The sequence below is a fragment of the Mycobacterium sp. TY814 genome (genome assembly GCF_030755175.1).
Lineage (GTDB): Bacteria > Actinomycetota > Actinomycetes > Mycobacteriales > Mycobacteriaceae > Mycobacterium.
Map to the genome: position 1 here is coordinate 2,942,205 of NZ_JAUFRY010000001.1, position 20,002 is coordinate 2,962,206.

Here is a 20,002-nt window from a genome sequence, read left to right on the forward strand (position 1 = left end):
GAAGCCGGGTTAACGAACCTCGATGCCGCTGCCCGCCACGGTGTGGCCGATAACGGGATAGCCGGGTAGCTCACCGACCACCAGCAGCCCGCCGGAGGTCTGGGCGTCGGCCAGCAACAACAGGTCGTCTTCGGTTACCCCGCTGGCGAATTCGAGGTGGGGTTGCACCCAGTCGAGATTGCGGCGGGTGCCGCCGGAGACGAAACCATCTCCGAGGGCCGCGCGGGCCGCCTCGAGCACCGGCACCGCGGCGCGGTCGATGACCGCTCCCACTCCCGAGGCGCGGCACATCTTGTGCAGGTGCCCCAGCAGGCCGAAACCAGTCACGTCGGTGGCCGCCTCGGCACCGGCTGTCAAAGCTGCCTCTGATGCGTCGCGGTTCAGGCGGGTCATGACGTCGATCGCCTCCCGACAGATCTCACCGGTCTGCTTGTGACGGTTGTTGAGCAGGCCCACGCCGAGCGGCTTGGTGAGGGTGAGCGGCAAACCCGGTTTGGCGGCGTCGTTGCGGAGCAACCGTGCCGGGTCGGCCACGCCGGTGACCGCCATCCCGTATTTGGGTTCCGGGTCGTCGATGGAATGGCCGCCGATCACCGGGCAACCCGCCTCGGAGGCCACCGCCAGACCGCCCCGCAGTACTTCGGTCATCAGCTCCAGCGGCAGCACGTCCCGCGGCCAGCCGACCAGGTTGATAGCGACCACCGGGCGTCCGCCCATGGCGTAGATGTCGGACAGCGCGTTGGCGGCGGCGATGCGCCCCCAGTCGAAGGCGTCGTCGACGACCGGCGTGAAGAAGTCCGCGGTCGACAGCACCGCGAGATCGCCGACCCGCACCGCGGCGGCGTCGTCACCGTCGTCGAGGCCCACCAGGACATCAGGCCCCGCCTGGCCGGTGAGCCCGCGCACCGCTTCTTCGAGTTCGCCGGGTGGGATCTTGCAGGCGCAACCGCCGCCGTGCGCGTAGCCGGTAAGCCGGGTCATGGCCCGAGCCTACGGAGACCGACGAATGTGCGGCCAGCCGCACGCTGGTAGCCGAGTGTGCGGCCCGCCGCACGCTCGTGGACCGTTGGCAAGGGTGGCACGGGTACGTTTACCCATGGAGGCGTTTGGGTTCCTGGTGGTCCCCCCGGTCTTCAAAACCGGTGAGATCGAGCATCTCGGTCTGGCGGGTTCGATTCCCGTCCGCCTCCGCGTATTCCACCGAGAGAGGTCACGTGACGCAGGTCGACCCGCGACGGCTGATTCCCCGCACGGATCAGTTGCTGGCCCGCCCGGCTGTGCGAGAGCAACGTAAAAGGTTGGGCGACAAGGTTATCCGCGAGAAGATCCGCGAGATCCAAAACCGGGCGCGACACGGTGAACTGCCGCCGGACCGGGTGCCGGAAGCGGTCGAAGGGGCCTTGGCCGCTGAGGCCACCACCTCGCTGCGCCCGGTGCTCAACGCCACCGGCGTCGTCGTGCACACCAATCTCGGCCGCGCCCCGCTCGGCGCGGGGGCGGTCGAGGCGCTGATAGCGGCCAGCGGCTACGTCGACGTCGAACTCGACCTCGCCACCGGCGCCCGCTCCAAGCGCGGCGTCGCGGTCCGGCAAGCGCTGCTCGATGCCTGCCCCGCCGCCGAGGACGCCCTCGTCGTCAACAACGGCGCCGCCGCGCTGGTCTTGACGACCACCGCGCTGGCCGCCGGCAGGGAAGTCATCATCAGCCGCGGCGAGCTGATCGAGATCGGCGCCGGTTTCCGGTTGCCCGACCTGATCGCCTCGACCGGCGCACGGCTGCGGGAGGTCGGCGCCACCAACCGCACCCATCTGAAGGATTACCAGGCGGCACTAGGCCCGGACACCGGCTGCGTGCTCAAGGTGCACCAGAGCAACTTCCGGGTAGAGGGCTTCACCGCCGCCGCAACACTCGCCGAACTCGCGTCCGTCACCAAGGCCGGCAACATCCCGCTGATCGCCGACCTGGGCAGTGGATTGTTCGAGCCTGACGCGCTGCTGCCCGACGAGCCCGATGCCGCCACCGCGCTGACCGAGGGCGCTGACCTGGTCATCGCCAGCGGCGACAAACTGCTCGGCGGACCCCAGGCCGGCATCATCCTCGGCAGTGCCGAGCTGATCACCACGCTGGCGCGGCATCCACTGGCCCGAGCGGTCCGCGCCGACAAGCTGACCCTGGCCGCACTCGAGGCGACGGTGTGCGCGGGCAGTTCACCGGTGACCGCGGCGCTGCACGCCAAACCCGACCGGCTGCGTGCCCGCGCGGAACGACTCGCGCAGGCGGTGGGCGCGACCGTCGTCGCGCACGACGGGCGGGTCGGCGGCGGGGGCGCCCCCGGCGTGCCGCTACCCGGCTGGGCGGTCCGCCTGCCCGAGTCCGCGGCGGCAGCGCTGAGAGGCGGAGAGCCCGCGGTGCTGCCCCGGGTGCACGACGGGGCCTGCCTGCTGGACCTGCGCTGCATTCCCGAGGATGACGATGACCACCTGCTGGCCGCGGTGCGCACGGCGCTGGGCGGGCAGCTCTGAGCACCCACGTGGTGGCTACCGCCGGCCACGTCGACCACGGCAAGAGCACGCTCATCCAGGCGCTCACCGGCATGCAACCCGACCGCTGGGAAGAGGAACGCCGCCGCGGCCTGACCATCGACCTCGGATTCGCATGGACCACGCTGCCGTCCGGTCGCAGGGTCGCGTTCGTCGACGTCCCGGGCCACCAGCGGTTCCTGGGCAACACGCTGGCCGGCCTCGGTCCGGTGCCGGTGGTGTGCTTCGTCGTCGCCGCCGACGAAGGCTGGCAGGCGCAGTCCGACGATCATCGCGATGCCGTTGCGGCACTGGGCATTCGGCATGGCCTCATCGTGGTCACCCGCGCCGACCGGGCGCCGGAACGCGGTGCCGGTGTGCTCGCGCAGGCCCGGACCGAGTTGGCCGACACCGGCCTCGGTGGTGCCCCGGGCGTCATGGTGTCGGCTGTCGAGGGGACCGGGCTCACCGAGTTGCGCGCTGCTCTGGACGACGTGCTGGCCCGGGTGCCGCCACCCGAGACCACAGCGCGGGTGCGACTGTGGGTGGACCGCTCCTTCACCATCACCGGCGCCGGCACGGTGGTCACCGGAACGCTGCCCGCCGGGACGCTGGCCGTCGATGACCGGCTGGAGCTGCTGGGCGCGCCGGACAACCGGCCGGTGACAATCCGCGGCCTGCAGAGCTGCGGGCAGCCGTACCCGGCGCTGGGACCGGTCGCGCGGGTGGCGCTCAACCTGCGCGGCCTGCCCCGCGACGCCGTCCGACGCGGCGACGCGCTGGTCACCCCCGACGCGTGGCCGAGCACCCGGCTGCTCGACGTGCGACGGACCTCCGGCGGTCCGTGGACCGACGCGCCGGCACACCTCGTCGCGCATGTCGGCACCGCGGCCGTGCCGGTGCGGCTGCGGCCCTTCGACGACGATCACGGTCGGCTCACCCTCGACCGGCGGCTGCCGTTGGTGCTCGGTGACCGGCTGGTGTTACGCGATCCGGGCAGCGTGCGGATCGTCGGCGGCGCCGAGGTGCTCGACGCCGAACCACCAGCCCTGCGCCGGCGCGGCGACAGCGGACGACGGGCGGCGGTGCTGGCCCTCTCGGAAGCCGGCGGTGACGTCGAGGCTGAAGTGGCGCGCCGCGGCGCGGTGGGGGAAAGTCACCTGCGCCGGCTGGGGTTGCTACCGGCCACCGTACCGGCGCAGGTGCTGGTTTTCGGCGACTGGTGGGTGCACTCCCCGGCGCACCAGGCATGGCAGCAGCGGCTGCGGGCCGCGGTCGAAGAGCTGTACGCGCGAGATCCGTTGTCTGAAGGTTTATCTCGGGGCGCCGCGCGCGATCTGCTGGCGCTGCCCGACGAGACGCTGCTGGATGGCGTGGCCCGTGCCGCCGGGCTGGAGCAGCAGGGCGGCCACGTGCGGCCACCCGGAGCACGGCCCGATCTGGGCCACGCCGAAGCGTCGGTGAGCGAGCTGGAGGCGAGGTTGCGGGCAGAGCCGTTCCGCGCTCCCGAGGCCTACGAATTGCAGGCGCTCAAACTCGACACCCGCGAACTGGCCGCCGCCGAACGTGCCGGGCGGCTGTTGCGGCTGCGCGACGGCGTCGTGCTGCTGCCGAGTGCGCCCGCGCTGGCGATGCGTGCGCTGGCAGCGCTCGACCAGCCTTTCACCACAAGCCAAGCGCGCCAGGCGCTCAACACGACCAGGCGGGTCGCGATCCCACTGCTCGAGCATCTCGACGCGCGCGGCTGGACCCGTCGGCTCGATGCCGGACACCGCGAAGTCGTGCGCTAGCAAGCTATTCTGCACCCATGGCGCTCGAAGCGCGTTCAGCGGCAGCGGTGCCGGTCACGAGTCGGCGCCGCCGCCTCCCGCCACGCAATGTCACCTATCCCAAAAGCGTTACCCGCCAAAAGCGGGTCCTGGTCCGGTCCACCCGGATCGGCGCCATCGTCAGTGCCTTCTACACCCTGCTCGCCATCTTCGTCGGACATGAGGGCATGTCCATCGCCGCGCTCAGCGCCGTCAGCACGGTCGTCTATCTGGCGATCCCGCTGCTGTACCGCTACGGGGTTCTGCTCGCCCCAATGGTTTTCATCATCGCGGCATACGTGTTGATCACCGTCCTATGTTTGCGCATCGGCACCGGCGCCGGCATCCAGTTCTACTACCTGGTGGGTGCAACGATCGTCCTGCTCGTCCTCGGCATCGACCACATCGTGCTGGCCTCGGTGATGGCCGCGGTAGGTGCGGTGCTGACGGTGGTGTTGCAGATGACGGTGCCCGAAAAGACAGGCGTGCAACCCGATTGGGCCTATGCCTTCGGCTACGTGGTCTCCGTGGCCACATCGTGGCTCATGGTGATGGCGATCGTATGGTCGGCGCTGCGCGAAATCACCCGTGCCGAACGGGTGATCGAGGCGGAATACCACCGGTCCGAGTCGTTGCTCGCCAACATACTTCCCACGAAAATCGCTGAGCGATTGAAGGATCCGTCCCGATCGGTCATCGCCGACAAGTACGATGACGCCTCCGTGCTGTTCGCCGACATCGCCGGATTCACGAGTCGGGCCAGCGACACCGCACCCACCGAGCTGGTCCGGTTTCTGGACCAGCTCTACACCCAGCTCGATGCGCTGGTGGACCGGCACGGCCTGGAGAAGATCAAGACCAGTGGCGATTCCTACATGGTGGTCAGCGGTGTGCCCGACCCCCGCCCGGACCACCTCGAGGCGCTGGCGCGGTTGGCGCTCGACATGGCCGATGCCGTTGCCGGCCTGAAAGATCCGCAGGGGCGCGCGGTTCCGCTGCGAATCGGCCTGGCGGCCGGTCCCGTGGTCGCCGGTGTGGTGGGAGCGCGCAAGTTCTTCTATGACGTGTGGGGCGATGCCGTCAACGTCGCGGCCAGGATGGAGACCACCGACGTCGAGGGCCGGATCCAGGTGCCCCAGGACGTGTATGACCGGCTCAAGGACGGCTTCCTCTTTGAGGAGCGAGGTGACATCCAGGTCAAGGGCAAAGGCGTGATGCACACCTGGTACCTCGTCGGCAGAATCCCGCGGTCGGCTTAAAACCCTGCTGCGTCGGCGATTTCGCGGGCCTTCTGCACCCGGGCGTCGATCCAGGCTGCCACGATCTGACCGGTCTCGGGTGACGTGATCAGGTTGCGCAGGTGAAAGTCGCCGTGCACCAGGCTGACTTCGCGCTGCTCGGGCGCGGCGGCAGCAAGCCGGCGGGTGAGGTCGTCGAGGTCGGGCAGTTCGCGCGTTTTCGACAACTCCCATTGTCCCGCCCAGCGTTTGAGCTGTCGCTGGGCATAGGGCTTGTGGCTGGCCAGGTCTGCCAGCTCCACCTCGTCGAGGTCGACGGCGTGGATCTTGGCCAGGGTGTGCGGCAGGTCCACGGCGATCCGGCGGCGCTGCTGTGGTGTCAGCGCCTCGGCGACGCTCATCGTGTCGACTACCAGCCCGTCGACGAACTCCATCAACACCAGCGGTACGTCGCTGAACTCTGAATCCGTTGTGGTCGCGATGATTTGCGGCACCGGAACCGGGGTGTCGGCCAACGCGGCGATGATGCGCGCTTCCCGGAGCACGTCATGTGCCGAGGCCAGCAGATGCCCCAGCGGCGGGCGGCGCAACACCCACGCGCGTCCCGCCGCGTCGCTGACCCGGTACGTCAGATTCGACTGCCCCAGCCCGATCCGCTGAAACTGCAGCGGCGCCTGGAATTCGATCCGCAGCGAGGTGAGCCAGCGTGCCACCGCGTCCGGGTCCAGGCCGACCACCGTCACTTCGGAGTGGCTTCCCGGTACTTGCGCAGTTCCTGGCTGGCGATGGCTCGTTTGTGTACCTCGTCGGGACCGTCGGCCAGGCGCAGGGTGCGCAGGTGTGCCCACGCCATGGCCAGCGGGAAGTCGTCGGTGACACCACCGCCGCCGTGTACCTGAATGGCGCGGTCGACGATCTTGAGCGCGATGTTCGGCGCCGCGACCTTGATGGCTGCGATCTCCGTGCGGGCTGCCTTGTTGCCGACCGTGTCCATCAGGTACGCGGCCTTCATGGTGAGCAGCCGGATCATTTCGATGTCGATGCGGGACTCGGCGATCCAGTCGCGGATGTTGGCGTTGGCGCTGATCGGCTTGCCGAAGGTGACCCGCGACTCCGCTCGCCGGCACAGCAGCTCCAGCGCGCGTTCGGACATCCCGATGGCGCGCATGCAGTGGTGGATGCGGCCCGGGCCCAGCCGGGCCTGGCTGATCGCGAAACCTTCGCCTTCGCCCTTGAGCACGTCTTTCGACGGCACCCGCACGTCCTGGAAGTCGATCTCCGCGTGGCCCTCGCGGTCCTGGTAGCCGAAGACCGAAAGATTGCGGCGGACCGTGATGCCCGGTGCGTCGATCGGCACCACCATCATCGACTGCTGGCGGTGCGGAGCTGCCTCCGGATCGGTCTTGCCCATCACGATCAGCACCTTGCAGTTGCGGTGCATTCCGTTGGAGGCAAACCATTTTCGTCCATTGAGGATGTAGTCTTCGCCGTCGCGCACCATCGACATCTCGACGTTGGTGGCATCGGAGCTCGCCACCGCCGGCTCGGTCATGGCGAACGCCGACCGGATCGTGCCGTCCAGGAGCGGCTTGAGGTAGCGCTCCTTGTGCTCGTCGGTGCCGAACAGCGTCAGCACCTCCATGTTGCCGGTGTCCGGGGCACTGCAGTTGCAGGCCTCGGAGGCGAGGTGGCTGCGGCCCATGATCTCGGCCAGCGGTGCGTACTCGAGGTTGGTCAGTCCCGGGCCCCACTCGGGGTGTGGGTGAAAGAGGTTCCACAGCCCACGCTTTCGCGCCTCGGCCTTCAGGTCCTCCAGGATCGGCGGGTGGAAGTGCGGGTCGCCGGCCTCCCGCATCTGCTCGTCGTAAACGGCTTCAGCCGGGTAGACGTGCGAATCCATGAATTCGAGCAGGTCCGACTGGTACTGCTGGGCGCGCTCGGAAATATCAAACAGGGCCATACCAGTGGTCTACACCACGGACTCGGCCAACCCGTTCGCGGCATCGCCAACCATGCACTTCGGGCGTTAACGTCGACGGATGAAGACAACAGCCGCGGTCCTCATCGAAGCGGGCCGGCCATTCGAACTGATGGAACTGGACCTGGACGGCCCCAAAGAGGGTGAAGTCCTGATCGACTACACGGCCGCCGGGCTGTGCCACTCCGACCTGCACCTCACCGACGGTGACCTGCCGCCGCGCTTCCCGATCGTCGGCGGCCATGAGGGCGCCGGGATCATCGAGGACGTCGGGCCGGGCGTGACGAAGGTGAAGCCCGGTGACCACGTCGTCTGCAGTTTCATCCCCAGCTGCGGCCACTGCCGGTACTGCTCGACCGGCAGGCAGAGTCTGTGCGATATGGGCGCGACCATCCTGGAGGGCTGCATGCCGGACGGATCGTTCCGTTTCCACAGCGGCGGAACGGATTTCGGCGCGATGTGCCTGCTGGGCACCTTCGCCAAGAAGGCGACGATCTCGCAGCATTCGGTGGTCAAGATCGATGACTGGCTGCCGCTGGAGACGGCGGTGCTGGTCGGCTGCGGGGTGCCGACGGGGTGGGGCAGTGCCGCCTACGCCGGCAATGTCCGGCCCGGCGACATCACCGTGATCTACGGCATCGGCGGCATCGGCATCAACGCGGTCCAGGGCGCCCTGCACGCCGGGGCCAAGTACATCGTGGTGGTCGACCCGATAACGTTCAAACGTGACACCGCAATGAAGTTCGGTGCGACGCACGCCTTCGAGAATGCGGCGGCGGCCGCGGAGAAGATCAACGAACTGTCCTGGGGCCAGGGTGCGGACCAGGCCATCGTCACCGTCGGCACTGTCGACGAAGACGTGATCTCGGCGGCGTTCGACGCCGTGGGCAAGGGGGGCAGCGTCGTGGTGGTGGGCCTTGCCGACCCCGCGAAGGCCACCGTCCATGTCTCCGGCGGGATGCTGGTCCTGACCGAGAAGATCATCCGGGGCTCACTGTTCGGCTCGGCCAACCCGCAGTACGACATCGTTCGCCTGCTGCGCCTCTACGACGCCGGGCAGCTCAAACTCGACGAGCTTGTGACGACCAAGTACCGCCTCGAGGATGTCAATCAGGGGTATCAGGATCTACGGGACGGCAAGAACATCCGGGGGGTCATCGTCCACTGACCAGGTCCAGGGCGATGTCCACCAGCATGTCCTCCTGTCCGCCGATCATGCCGCGGCGGCCGGCCTCCTCCAACAGCGTCCGGGCGTCGATGCCATAACGGGCGGACGCATTCTCGGCGTGCCGCAGAAAGCTCGAATAGACCCCGGCGTAGCCGAGGGTCAGCGTTTCGCGGTCGACGCGCACGGGGCGGTCCTGCAGGGGCCGGACCAGATCGTCGGCCGCGTCCTGCAGCGCGTGCAGGTCACAACCGTGCAGCCAGCCCAGCTTGTCCGCGGCGGCGACGAACACTTCCAGCGGCGCATTGCCTGCCCCGGCACCCATCCCCGTCAATGACGCGTCGACCCGGGACGCCCCGTGTTCCACGGCAGCAATCGAGTTCGCCACGCCCAACGACAGGTTGTGATGGGCGTGAATGCCGATTTCCGTTGTGGCCAAGAGGTTTTGGCGCACCGCATCCACTCGTTCGGCGATGTCACGCATGGTCATCGCGCCGCCGGAGTCGACGACATAGACGCAGCTGGCGCCGTAGCTCTCCATCAGCCGGGCCTGCTCGGCGAGTGCGGCGGGGGTGCTCAGGTGGCTCATCATCAGAAACCCGGCGGTATCCATGCCGAGCTCACGCGCGGCCGCGATGTGCCGGGCGGAGATGTCGGCCTCCGTGCAGTGGGTGGCGACGCGCACCACGGTCGCGCCGGCCCGCTGCGCGTCCTTCAGATCACGGACGGTGCCGATGCCGGGCAGCACCAACGTCGCCACCTTGGCGCGCCGGACGACCGAGCTGACAGCCTCGATCCATTCCAGGTCGGTGTGTGCGCCGAAACCGTACACGCAGCTCGAGCCGCCCAGCCCGTCGCCGTGGGCCACCTCGATCGAGTCGACGCCGGCAGCGTCGAGCGCACCGGCGATCGTCACGGCCTGCCGCAGCGTGTACTGGTGCCGGACGGCATGCATCCCGTCGCGCAGGGTGACGTCGCTGACGTAGAGCTGGGTCATGAGATGGCTCCGGTCGTGTGGCGGGCGATCCGTTCGGCGGTGGCTTGCGCGGCCGACGTCATGATGTCCAGATTGCCGGCGTAGGAGGGTAGGTAATCCCCGGCCCCCGCGACTTCGAGCATCGTGGTGACCCGGGTGCCAATGAACTTGCCCGTCTCGGGAATGTGCAGCGGGTTGTCCGCGGTGAAGGTCTCGAACTGCACGCCCTGAGTGAGCCGGTAACCGGGCACGTAGGCACTGACACGTGCCACCATCTCGACGATCGACGCCTCGATCGCGCGGTGGTCGGTGTCCCCGTCGACCAGGCAGTAGACCGTGTTGCGCATCAGCACCGGTGGGTCCGCGGGGTTGAGGATGATGACCGCCTTGCCGCGTTCCGCGCCGCCCACCGATGTCAATGCGGCCGAGGTGGTTTCGATGAATTCGTCGATACCGGCGCGCGTTCCTGGACCCGCCGACTTCGCCGAGATGGCGGAGACGATCTCGGCGTAGGAGACGACGCCGTGGGCGGCGACCGCCGCGACGACCGGCACCGTCGACTGGCCGCCGCAGGTCACCATGTTGAGGTTGCTCACATGCAGGTGTTCATCGAGGTTGACCACGGGCACGCAGTAGGGGCCGACGGCGGCCGGAGTGAGGTCGAGCATGCGCACCCCGGTCGGTTGTAGCAGTGCCCAGTTCGCCCGGTGCGCGGCTGCCGAGGTCGCATCGAACACCAGCCTGACGTCGTCGAAGTGCGGCATCGACAACAACCCGTCCACGCCGCCGGCCGTGACAGGGACACCGAGTCCGCGGGCGCGGGCCAACCCGTCGGAATCAGGGTCGATGCCGACCATCGCGGCGACCCGAAGCGGACCATCGCTGCGCAGGATCTTGATCATCAGGTCGGTGCCGATGTTGCCCGACCCGATGATGGCCACCGGCCAGTCATGTTGTGTCACAGTTCTTTCCTTTATGTAAAGGTGAGCGATACGGTGCCGAGGGGTCCGATGGTCGCGGTGGCGACGTCACCCCGCGCCACGAAGGCCGCGGTGGTGAACGACCCGGACATCACGAACTGGCCTGCGGCGAGTTCGGTGTCGAACTCGGCCAGTGCGTTGGCCAGCCAGGCGACCGCTGCGGCGGGGTCGCCCATCACTGCATCACCGGTGCCCCGGCCGACTTCGGTGCCGTTGAGGACCAGCGACGCGACGACCTGCGGCAGGCAGAGGTCGCTGGTGCAGGGGAACCACTCGCCGATGGCCACCGCGCCCGAGCTCGCATTGTCTGCGACGGTGTCGACCAGGGTGAGCTGCCAGTCCGCGATGCGGCTGTCGACGATCTCGAGCGCCGCGGCCACGGATTGCGTTGCGGCATAGACGTCCGCGACGGTCACGCCGGGCCCGCGCAGCGCATCCCGCAGCATGAAAGCGATCTCGGGCTCCACGCGTGGACTGCAGAACCGCGAGATGGGGACAATGCCGCCGCCGATCACCATGTCGTCCAGGATGAAACCGAAATCCGGTTGGTCGACTCCCAGCAGCGTCTGCATCGGCTCAGACGTCAGACCTATTTTGCGGCCCACCAGAGCCGCGCCGGCGTCCAGACTGCGCTGCAGATTGAGTTGCTGAATCGCATAGGCGTCCGTGACGCCCAGCCCGGGAAGGGATTCGGTCGGGGGGCGGATCGGGGCGCGATCGCGTGCGGCGATCCACAGTGCGTCGGCGGTATCGATGAGCACGAGTACTCCTGGGGTATTGACTCCGTAGTGATCATTACATTACCGTAGGGATCACTACGGTACAAGTGTCGACGATGACACCCGGCGAATCGAGAGTCAGAAGTGAGCGGTTTCGGAGCAGACCCGGCACACGAATATGACGTGGCGATCGTGGGCTACGGCCCGGTCGGCGCCACGGCTGCCAACCTACTCGGCCGACAGGGCCTGAAAGTCGTTGTCATCGAGCGTGATCCCGATATCTACAACCGGGCTCGGGCCATCTCAACCGACGAGGAAGTAATGCGGATCTGGCAGTCGGTGGGGCTGGCCGAGCGGTTGCAGCAGGACATGCTGCCCGACCGCCCGGTGGCCTTCGTCGATGCCGACGGTGCCCCGTTCTACGAGACCGTCATCACCGGCCACGGCTGCGGTCACCCGCCGCAGCAATTCATCTACCAGCCCGCCGTCGACCAGGTACTGCGCGACGGCGTGGCGCGATTCGCCAACGTCGAGACGATGCTCGAGCACGAATGCCTGCGGGTGGCGAACAAAGGCGACCACGTAGAGCTGATGATGGCCGACCTGCGTACCGACTCCTTCAAACGGATCCGCGCCCGGTACGTGATCGCCGCTGACGGAGGTTCCTCTCCCACCCGGGGCCAGTTGGGTGTCGGCTACTCGGGAAAGACCTACACCGAGCGTTGGGTCGTGATCGACACCGAGGTCATCCGGGAATGGGATGCCCACGACCGGTTGAGGTTTCATTGCAACCCGGCGCGCCCCACGGTCGACTGCCCGACACCGCTGGGACATCACCGGTGGGAGTTCCCGGCCCGCTCGGGTGAATCTGACGAACAGCTCGTCAGCGACGAGGCCGTCTGGAAGGTACTCAACGAACAAGGCATCACCGATGAGCACGTGCGGGTACTGCGGGCGGTGATCTACAGCCACCATGTCCGGACGGCCGACCGCTGGCGCGTCGGCCGGGTGTTCCTGGCCGGCGACGCGGCGCACGCGATGCCGCCGTGGATCGGGCAGGGCATGGCCGCGGGCGTGCGTGATGTGGCCAACCTGTGCTGGAAGATCGCCACGGTATGGCGTGGGCAGGCCGGCGAAGCACTCCTGGATTCCTATGAGGCAGAACGCAAACCACATGTCATCGAGGTCACCAGACGAGCGGTGTTGATGGGCCGCGTCATCACCGAACGCAACAGGGTGCTGGCGGCCGTCCGCAACCATTTGTTACGCGTGATCACCAAGGTGCCGGCGATCACGAGGCAGGGACAGAAGTTGTACTGGGTTCCCCAGGCCCACTACCCCCACGGATTCTTCGCCGCCAAGGGTCATCCGGCCGAAGGCCGGCAGATCGTCCAACCCTGGTTGGCCGACGACGCAGGCGCCAGGCGGCGTCTCGACGACGTCCTGCAGGGTCGCTGGACGCTGCTGCACATCGGTGCACCGCCGCCGGGCGCGCAGTCCTGGATGGATCGCGGCGCCGTGGCACTGGCCGTCCGCGATGCGACCCTGACGGCCTGGTTGACCGAGCACAAGGCCACCGCCGTCATCATCCGGCCGGACGGCTTCGTCTATGCGGCAACGGATTCAAGCGCGCCACTGCCCCCGCCGCCAGCCGGACTGGACTGCGCCGATACCGTCGTCACACCGATTCGCAACGGAGTCCCGGCATGACGAGCACAGCACTGGCCGAACAGACCGTCGTCGTCAACGGCCGGGCGATCTTCTACGCCGAAGCCGGCAGCGGGGCTGCCGTTGTGCTGCTGCACGGCGGCGGGCCCGGTGCGTCCGGGGTGACGAACTACTCCCGCAACATCGACGCGCTGGCGCGGCGGTTCCGGGTGATCGTGCCCGACATGCCGGGTTACGGCCGCTCGACGAAGACGCTCGATCAGTCCGATCCGTTCGGGTGCCTGGCCGATGCGATCCGTGGTCTGCTCGACGTACTCGGTCTGGAGAAAGCGCATCTGGTCGGCAACTCCTACGGCGGCGCGGCCGCACTGCGACTCGCGCTGGACACGCCGCACCGGGTCGACAGGCTTGTCCTGATGGGGCCGGGTGGCATCGGGACCACCCGGGCGCTGCCCACCGCCGGGCTCAACAGCCTGATGTCCTATTACGGTGGAGATGGTCCGAGCCGGGACAAGCTGGCCAGCTTCATCCGCACTTACCTTGTCTACGAGGGTGATTCGGTGCCGGACGAGTTGATCGACCTGCGCTACCACGCGTCGATCGATCCCGACGTGGTCGCCAACCCGCCGTTGCGCCGACCGTCGGGACCACTGGCACTGCGCACGCTGTGGCGAATGGACCTGACCCGGGACGCGCGGTTGAAACATCTGCAGACACCGACATTGGTGCTGTGGGGCCGCGACGACAAGGTCAACCGGCCGGCAGGTGGGCCGATGCTGCTCAACACGCTGCCCAACGCCGAGTTGGTGATGACCTCTCACACCGGCCACTGGCTGCAATGGGAACGCGCGGAACTGTTCAACAAGCTGGTGTGTGAATTCCTGCAGTCCGATTCGAGGTTGGCTCATGCATAACGTATTCGGCCGGGTTCACCTCGGTTACCTCGTCATCGAAACGAACAAGTTCGCCGATTGGCGAAGGTTCGGGCGCGACGCTCTCGGCATGCACCTCGACGACGCCCTGCCGGATGTGCAGCGATTCCGCCTTGATGACCACGAGTGCCGGTTCCTGCTGCAGCGCGGGCCGGCCGAAGACGTCACGGCGTTGGGCTGGGAAGTCGACGATCACGACGCATTCGACGACATCGTTTCCCGCGTCACCGGTCACGGCGTCCCGGTGACCGAGGGCTCAGCCGAGGAGGCCGCGTTGCGCGGCGTCGAGCGCCTGGTGCGGTTCCCCGGGCCCAATGGCCTGGCTCAGGAGATCTTCGCCCGCGCCGGCACCAGCACGGTCCCGCTCGCCGTCCGTGGCGGGTTCGTCACCGGCGCTTCGGGATTGGGTCACGTCGCGCTACCCAGTAAGAAGCCGGAACAGGTGCGCGGCTACTACCAGACGGTGTTCGACGCCCGGCTGACCGATTTCATCGACGAGACGATCAGCGGTCTGAAGTTCAAGATCCGCTTCCTGCGGGTCAACGAACGTCATCATTCGGTGGCGATCGCTGCCGTCAACCGGTTGCCGCTCAACCCGATTCGGACCCGGGTGCAGCACTGCAACATCCAGGTCGCCCAGCTCGACGACATGACCACGGCCTATCAGCGGGTCAAGGAACTCGGCTTCGAAATGGCGCTCGGTGTCGGACAGCACACCAACGACCGGGAGTTGTCCTTCTATGCCGTGACGCCGTCCGGGTTCGAATGGGAGGTCGGTTGGAACCCGATTGTCGTCGACGAAACGACCTGGGAGCCAACGACACACCAGGGCATCAGCATCTGGGGTCACACGCCCGAAGGGCAGACCATTCTCGACAAACTCCACCAGTTCAAGGTCGGAGCACAGTCGCTGTGGCAGCGCGAAGACACTGTGCCCGCGCTGGCGGGCGCAACCGTCTGACGCGCCGTAACGGTCGGTTTTAGTCCCGCGCGGCTGCCAACGCGTCGTTGAAGGTCTTGCTCGGTCGCATCACGGCCGCGGTCTTGTCCGGGTCCGGGTAGTAGTAGCCGCCGATGTCTGCCTCTTCGCCCTGCGCGGCGTTGAGCTCTTTGACGATGGTGTCTTCGTTCTTGGCCAATGCGTCGGCGAGAGAGGCGAAGTGCTTCTTCAGCTCTTCGTCCTCGTCCTGCGCGGCGAGCTCCTGCGCCCAGTACATGGCGAGGTAGAACTGGCTGCCCCGGTTGTCGAGCTCGCCGGTCTTGCGGGACGGGCTCTTGTCGTTCTCCAGCAGCGTGCCGATAGCGGCATCCAGTGTCTTGCCCAGGATCTTGGCGCGCTCGTTGCCGGTCTTGATGCCGATGTCCTCGAAACACGCACCGAGAGCGAGGAACTCACCGAGTGAGTCCCACCGCAGGTGATTCTCCTCGACCAGCTGGTGGACGTGCTTGGGTGCCGAGCCCCCAGCCCCGGTTTCGTACATGCCGCCGCCGGCCATCAGCGGCACGATGGACAACATCTTGGCGCTGGTACCGAGCTCCAGGATCGGGAACAGGTCGGTGAGGTAGTCACGCAGGATATTGCCGGTGGCGGCGATGGTGTCCAGCCCGCGCACCAGGCGCTCCAGCGTGTACCGCATGGAGCGCACCTGGGACATGATCTGGATATCGAGGCCCTCGGTGTCGTGCTCCTTGAGGTACGTCTTGACCTTCTTGATCAGCTCGTTCTCGTGGGGCCGGTAGGGGTCGAGCCAGAACAGCACCGGCATGCCGGAGTTGCGCGCCCGGTTGACGGCCAGCTTAACCCAGTCGCGAATCGGCTCGTCCCGCACGATCGGCATGCGCCAGATGTCGCCCTCTTCGACGTTCTGGCTGAGCAGCACCTCACCGGTGTCGAGGTCGACGATGTTGGCGACGCCCTCCTCGGGGATCTCGAAGGTCTTGTCGTGCGAACCGTATTCCTCGGCCTGCTGTGCCATCAGCCCGACGTTGGGGACGGTGCCCATCGTCGTCGGGTCGAACTGGCCGTTGGTCTTACAGAAGTTGATGATCTCCTGGTAGATGCGGGAGAAGGTGGACTCCGGGTTGACGGCCTTGGTGTCCTTGGGCCGACCGTCGGCGCCCCACATCTTGCCGCCGGCCCGGATCATCGCCGGCATGGACGCGTCCACGATCACGTCGCTGGGCGAGTGGAAGTTCGAGATGCCCTTGGCCGAGTCGACCATCGCAAGTTCGGGGCGGTGCTCGTGGCAGGCGTGCAGGTCACGGATGATCTCGTCGTGCTGTGAGGCGGGAAGCGACTCGATCTTGTTGTAGAGGTCCACCAGCCCGTTGTTGACGTTGACGCCCAGCTCGTCGAACAGTTTCTGGTGCTTCTCGAAGGCGTCTTTGTAGAAGACGCGCACGGCATGCCCGAACACGATGGGGTGGCTGACCTTCATCATGGTCGCCTTGACGTGCAGCGAGAACATCACGCCGGTCTTGCGCGCGTCCTCCATCTGCTCTTCATAGAAGTCGAGCAGTGCCTTCCTGCTCATGAACATGCTGTCGATCACGTCGCCCTCGAGCAGCGCGACCTTCGGCTTGAGTTCGAGGGTCTGCCCGCTCTTGGTCTCCAGCACCATCTTCACGTTGCGCGGGCGGTCCAGCGTCATCGACTTCTCACCGTGGTAGAAGTCGCCGTGCTTCATGGTTGCGACGTGGGTGCGCGACGCCATCGACCACTCGCCCATGCTGTGCGGGTGTTTGCGCGCGTACTCCTTGACTGCTTTGGGGGCGCGCCGGTCGGAGTTGCCTTCCCGAAGTACCGGGTTCACTGCGCTGCCAAGGCAATTGGCGTAGCGCTTGCGGATCTCTTTTTCCTCGTCGGTCTTCGGGTTCTCCGGGAAGTCCGGGATCTTGTAGCCCTTGCCCTGCAGTTCCTTGATGGCCGACACCAGCTGCGGCACCGAGGCGCTGATGTTGGGCAGCTTGATGATGTTGGTGTCCGGTTCCTGGGTCAATTTGCCCAGTTCACCCAGGTTGTTCGGGACGCGCTGATCTTCGTCCAGCTGGTCGGGGAACTGGGCCAGGATGCGGGCCGCCACCGAGATGTCGCTGGTCTTGATGGTGATGCCCGCCGGTTCGGCGAAGGCCCGGACTATCGGCAGAAATGCGTAGGTCGCCAGCAGTGGCGCCTCGTCGGTCAGCGTGTAGATGATGGTCGGCTGCTCGGCGCTCATGCGTGTTCTCCCGGCGTCAGTGTCGGTCCGATGGTGAGGGGCTCAGTACATCGCCAGTCACACCAGCGACCCTAACCTAAAGCCCTCACAGACCACTCGCGAGTCGCTGCAAGATGTCGGCGGTCGGTTCGGCGGCTGCGTGTCGGTAGCCGGTGCCCGCCCACAGGTGGACGAAGTCGGGCTGACCGGCCGCCGCGGCGGCCTTGCGCAGCGGGCTGGTGAGGTGGTGAATCGCCGGATAGCCCAAGGGTGCGTCCGCCTCGTGCGTGTCGATGAAGGCGTTGCGCAGGCCGCGGGCAGGCCGGCCGGTGAATGCTCGGGTGAGCACCGTCTCGGTTCGGGCCGGGTCGATCAGGGCGGCCTGGTGGGTGGCCGATGCGCCGCTTTCAGTGCGCGGAGCAGCACGGTGCCGACGACGGCCGCCGCGGCGCCGGCGTGGACGACGTCGGCCACATCCCGTGGTGTTGCCAGTCCGCCGCCGGCTATGACCGGAAGCTCGACGGCCCGCGTGATGTCGGAGACGAGCGTGGTGATCGGCGTCGAGGCCAATGGCCGGGCCGGGGACAGCGTGCCGGAATGGCCGCCGGCGGTGTGGGCCTGGACCGCCAGCGCGTCGACGCCGACATCGCGGGCGGCCATCGCCTCGGCCGGGTTAGTGACGGTCTGCACGACGACGGTGCCGGCCGCTTTGAGCGCGGCGATCACCCGCTGCGACGGGATGCCGAAGGTGAAGCTCACCAACGGGACCGGGTCCTCCAGGAGAAGCCGAATCTTGTCCTCGAAGCTGTCGGTGTCTTCGATAGGCTCGGCGGGCAGCGTCACGCCGAACCGCACGGCGTCTCGCTGGATCTCGGCGGCGTACCACCGATACAGCTCAGGGTCCACGGGCAGCGGGTTGGGCGCAAACACGTTGACGCCGAACGGGATTGAATCGGCACGGACCAGCCTAATCTGCTCCTCGAGGAGTTGCGGGCTCTTGTAGCCGGCCGCAACCATGCCCAGGCTGCCGGCGCGGCCCGCGGCCGTCACCATCGCCGCAGAGGTGGGGCCGCCGGCCATCGGCGCGGCCAGCACCGGCAGGCTGATTCCCAGTTGCGACAACATGATGATCAGCTCCGCCGAAGACCGTCGAGGGCGACATCGGTCACCCGCTCAGCGAGTTCGGCGTTGTATCCCTGCATGGCCTGACACCCCACCAGCAGTGTTTTCACCTCGGGCACACCGACATCCGGCCGCGCCGTACCGGCTTGCTGGGCGGCGCGCAGCAGGTCGGCCAGCATGTTCAGGAATTCCTCTTCGGCCTGGGGGACCGCCTTGGTGACGTCGATCCCGATTCCGGCCAGGGCTTCGACCAGCCCCCGGTCGGCGGCACCCCACTGCAGCACCATCGACCGCAAGAAGGTGAACAGGGCCTGGCCGGGGTCCTCGGATTGCAGCAGGGCGCGACCCTTGTCGATGAGGTGGTTCATCCGGTCGGCGATTACCGCCTGGAACAGCGCGTCCTTGGTCGGGAAATGCCGATAGACAGTGCCCGCGCCGACGCCGGCGCGTCGCGCGATTTCGTCTATCGGCACCGACAAGCCCTCGGCCGCGAAAGTCTGGTAGGCGACATCGAGAACGCGCGCCCGATTGCGGGCGGCGTCGGCCCGTACCGGCCGCTCGGCGGTCGCCACTTCGAACCTCCCTGAACACAATTGTTGACAAAACGGGGCGCACGTTCCGTATAGTTATAGCAAAGCGGAGCGCTCGCCCCGTTTGGACATCTTCCGTGTTGAGACTGCGCTGAGGGTGGCGGCCACTCGTAGTTCGCCGCCCTCACTGCAGGGTCAACGACGATGTGCAGACAAAACGGAGCGCTCGCCCCGGATCATAGCGAGGAGTTCCCCATGGCGAAATGGACCGCCACCGACATTCCCGACCAGACCGGCCGCACCGCCGTGATCACCGGCGCCAACACCGGCCTGGGCTTCGAAACGGCGGCCGCCCTGGCCGCCCACGGGGCACGCGTGGTGCTGGCCGTGCGCAATCTGGACAAAGGTAAGCAGGCCGTCGACCGGATCACGGCCGCCACGCCGGGGGCCGAGGTGCAGCTGCAGGAACTCGACCTCGGTTCGCTGGCGTCCGTAAGGGACGCCGCAGCGCAGCTGCGTGCGAACCACGACCGCATCGATCTGTTGATCAACAATGCGGGCGTCATGTATCCGCCCAAGTCGACCACCGCGGACGGCTTCGAAATGCAGTTCGGCACAAACCATCTGGGCCACTTCGCACTGACCGGCCTGCTGCTGGACCGGTTGCTGCCGGTTCCGGGGTCACGCGTGGTCGTCGTCAGCAGCGTCGGCCACCGGATCCGGGCCGCGATCCATTTCGACGATCTGCAGTGGGAGCGCAGCTACAGCCGGGTCGGCGCGTACGGGCAGTCCAAGCTCGCCAATCTGCTGTTCACCTACGAATTGCAGCGCCGGCTGGCTCCGCGCGGCACTACGGTCGCGGTGGCGGCGCACCCGGGCGTCTCCGACACCGAACTGACCCGGCACATGCCGACGCTGCTCGCCCGGCTGGGTAAACCGCTGTTCCAGCCGGCGGAGCTGGGCGCCCTGCCCACGCTGCGGGCCGCCACCGACCCTGCCGTGCAGGGCGGCCAGTACTACGGACCCGACGGGTTTCAGGAAGTCCGCGGATACCCGAAACTTGTTGCCTCCAGCGCACAATCGCACGACGTGAACCTGCAGCGCCGGCTGTGGGCGGTGTCGGAGGAACTGACCGGGGTCACCTACGACGTCTAGCCCCGACGCGGTGGG

At 67.3% G+C, this 20,002-nt stretch carries 15 protein-coding genes, 1 tRNA gene and 2 pseudogenes; 9 read left to right on the forward strand and 9 right to left on the reverse strand.

The annotated features are described in order from the left end of the window. Nucleotides 1-9: 9 nt before the first annotated feature. The gene (selD, locus tag QXH22_RS13060) at nt 10-981 is read right to left on the reverse strand and encodes a selenide, water dikinase SelD (protein ID WP_306243652.1); all 972 of its coding nucleotides are present in this window, start codon (nt 979-981) and stop codon (nt 10-12) included. A gap of 117 nt (nt 982-1,098) precedes the next feature. Here selD and QXH22_RS13065 point away from each other — a divergent pair. The 4 genes from QXH22_RS13065 (at nt 1,099) to QXH22_RS13080 (ending at nt 5,586) form a co-directional block, all read left to right on the forward strand. Continuing rightward, nucleotides 1,099-1,192: transfer RNA gene (locus tag QXH22_RS13065), tRNA-Sec, on the forward strand. 22 nt (nt 1,193-1,214) lie between these two features. Then, on the forward strand, nt 1,215-2,522 hold the full coding sequence (selA, locus tag QXH22_RS13070) for an L-seryl-tRNA(Sec) selenium transferase (protein ID WP_306275824.1): 1,308 nt from the start codon (nt 1,215-1,217) through the stop codon (nt 2,520-2,522). Between the two features lie 11 nt (nt 2,523-2,533). Next, a complete protein-coding gene (gene selB / locus QXH22_RS13075) occupies nt 2,534-4,309 on the forward strand; it encodes a selenocysteine-specific translation elongation factor (RefSeq protein ID WP_371934223.1) in 1,776 nt (591 codons plus the stop codon). A 17-nt stretch (nt 4,310-4,326) separates the two neighbouring features. Beyond that, a complete protein-coding gene (locus QXH22_RS13080; protein ID WP_306243647.1) occupies nt 4,327-5,586 on the forward strand; it encodes an adenylate/guanylate cyclase domain-containing protein in 1,260 nt (419 codons plus the stop codon). A 53-nt stretch (nt 5,587-5,639) separates the two neighbouring features. Here QXH22_RS13080 and QXH22_RS13085 read toward each other — a convergent pair. Continuing rightward, nucleotides 5,640-6,308: pseudogene (locus QXH22_RS13085) on the reverse strand (phosphotransferase family protein); the annotation flags it as partial. After that, nucleotides 6,305-7,525 carry an acyl-CoA dehydrogenase family protein gene (locus QXH22_RS13090; RefSeq protein WP_306275826.1) on the reverse strand — a complete coding sequence of 407 codons (1,221 nt, stop codon included), beginning with the start codon at nt 7,523-7,525 and terminating at the stop codon, nt 6,305-6,307. The gene QXH22_RS13090 and the pseudogene QXH22_RS13085, both read right to left, overlap by 4 nt. A gap of 79 nt (nt 7,526-7,604) precedes the next feature. Here QXH22_RS13090 and QXH22_RS13095 point away from each other — a divergent pair, with 79 nt between their 5' ends. After that, nucleotides 7,605-8,711, forward strand: a complete 1,107-nt coding sequence (locus QXH22_RS13095) for an NDMA-dependent alcohol dehydrogenase (RefSeq protein WP_306275827.1) — start codon at nt 7,605-7,607, stop codon at nt 8,709-8,711. Here the strand turns inward: QXH22_RS13095 and dmpG are convergent. The 3 genes from dmpG to QXH22_RS13110 are packed head-to-tail and all read right to left on the reverse strand — an operon-like array spanning nt 8,698 to nt 11,425. After that, nucleotides 8,698-9,705 (reverse strand): 4-hydroxy-2-oxovalerate aldolase, encoded by a 1,008-nt coding sequence (dmpG, locus tag QXH22_RS13100; protein ID WP_306275828.1) that lies wholly within the window; start codon nt 9,703-9,705, stop codon nt 8,698-8,700. The two genes, QXH22_RS13095 and dmpG, sit on opposite strands and share 14 nt — an antisense overlap. Next, the gene (locus tag QXH22_RS13105; RefSeq protein WP_306276032.1) at nt 9,702-10,625 is read right to left on the reverse strand and encodes an acetaldehyde dehydrogenase (acetylating); all 924 of its coding nucleotides are present in this window, start codon (nt 10,623-10,625) and stop codon (nt 9,702-9,704) included. The genes dmpG and QXH22_RS13105 overlap by 4 nt, the downstream gene beginning before the upstream one ends. Nucleotides 10,626-10,657: 32 nt before the next feature. Continuing rightward, entirely contained in the window at nt 10,658-11,425 is a 768-nt protein-coding gene (locus QXH22_RS13110) for a 2-keto-4-pentenoate hydratase (protein WP_306243639.1), read from the reverse strand. A gap of 102 nt (nt 11,426-11,527) precedes the next feature. Between QXH22_RS13110 and QXH22_RS13115 the strand changes: the two genes are divergently transcribed. Genes QXH22_RS13115 through QXH22_RS13125 form a run of 3 tightly spaced genes read left to right on the forward strand, consistent with a single transcriptional unit; the run spans nt 11,528 to nt 14,944 of the window. Further along, entirely contained in the window at nt 11,528-13,093 is a 1,566-nt protein-coding gene (locus QXH22_RS13115; RefSeq protein ID WP_306243637.1) for a bifunctional 3-(3-hydroxy-phenyl)propionate/3-hydroxycinnamic acid hydroxylase, read from the forward strand. Further along, complete coding sequence (locus QXH22_RS13120; protein WP_306243635.1) at nt 13,090-13,965, forward strand: alpha/beta fold hydrolase; 876 nt, start codon at nt 13,090-13,092, stop codon at nt 13,963-13,965. Before QXH22_RS13115 ends, QXH22_RS13120 begins: the two co-directional genes overlap by 4 nt. Then, entirely contained in the window at nt 13,958-14,944 is a 987-nt protein-coding gene (locus tag QXH22_RS13125; RefSeq protein WP_306275829.1) for a VOC family protein, read from the forward strand. Before QXH22_RS13120 ends, QXH22_RS13125 begins: the two co-directional genes overlap by 8 nt. 19 nt (nt 14,945-14,963) lie before the next feature. Here QXH22_RS13125 and QXH22_RS13130 read toward each other — a convergent pair whose 3' ends face one another. From QXH22_RS13130 to QXH22_RS13140, 3 genes and pseudogenes are all read right to left on the reverse strand, one after another. Then, entirely contained in the window at nt 14,964-17,201 is a 2,238-nt protein-coding gene (locus tag QXH22_RS13130) for an NADP-dependent isocitrate dehydrogenase (RefSeq protein ID WP_306243631.1), read from the reverse strand. Between the two features lie 85 nt (nt 17,202-17,286). Beyond that, nucleotides 17,287-18,305 (reverse strand): annotated as a pseudogene (locus QXH22_RS13135) (NAD(P)H-dependent flavin oxidoreductase). Nucleotides 18,306-18,310: 5 nt separating this feature from the next. After that, on the reverse strand, nt 18,311-18,874 hold the full coding sequence (locus QXH22_RS13140) for a TetR/AcrR family transcriptional regulator (RefSeq protein WP_306243626.1): 564 nt from the start codon (nt 18,872-18,874) through the stop codon (nt 18,311-18,313). Nucleotides 18,875-19,087: 213 nt separating this feature from the next. Between QXH22_RS13140 and QXH22_RS13145 the strand changes: the two genes are divergently transcribed. Further along, nucleotides 19,088-19,987: an SDR family NAD(P)-dependent oxidoreductase gene (locus QXH22_RS13145; RefSeq protein ID WP_306243625.1), complete on the forward strand. Its 900-nt coding sequence runs from the start codon at nt 19,088-19,090 to the stop codon at nt 19,985-19,987. The last annotated feature ends 15 nt before the right edge of the window (nt 19,988-20,002 follow it).

What these genes read in the sequence shown, in the direction of transcription:
- selD (WP_306243652.1), bottom strand. Translation starts at nt 981, where the DNA reads ATGACCCGGCTTACCGGCTACGCGCACGGCGGCGGTTGCGCCTGCAAG.
- QXH22_RS13080 (WP_306243647.1), top strand. Translation starts at nt 4,327, where the DNA reads ATGGCGCTCGAAGCGCGTTCAGCGGCAGCGGTGCCGGTCACGAGTCGG.
- QXH22_RS13090 (WP_306275826.1), bottom strand. Translation starts at nt 7,525, where the DNA reads ATGGCCCTGTTTGATATTTCCGAGCGCGCCCAGCAGTACCAGTCGGAC.
- QXH22_RS13095 (WP_306275827.1), top strand. Translation starts at nt 7,605, where the DNA reads ATGAAGACAACAGCCGCGGTCCTCATCGAAGCGGGCCGGCCATTCGAA.
- dmpG (WP_306275828.1), bottom strand. Translation starts at nt 9,705, where the DNA reads ATGACCCAGCTCTACGTCAGCGACGTCACCCTGCGCGACGGGATGCAT.
- QXH22_RS13120 (WP_306243635.1), top strand. Translation starts at nt 13,090, where the DNA reads ATGACGAGCACAGCACTGGCCGAACAGACCGTCGTCGTCAACGGCCGG.
- QXH22_RS13125 (WP_306275829.1), top strand. Translation starts at nt 13,958, where the DNA reads ATGCATAACGTATTCGGCCGGGTTCACCTCGGTTACCTCGTCATCGAA.
- QXH22_RS13130 (WP_306243631.1), bottom strand. Translation starts at nt 17,201, where the DNA reads ATGAGCGCCGAGCAGCCGACCATCATCTACACGCTGACCGACGAGGCG.
- QXH22_RS13145 (WP_306243625.1), top strand. Translation starts at nt 19,088, where the DNA reads ATGGCGAAATGGACCGCCACCGACATTCCCGACCAGACCGGCCGCACC.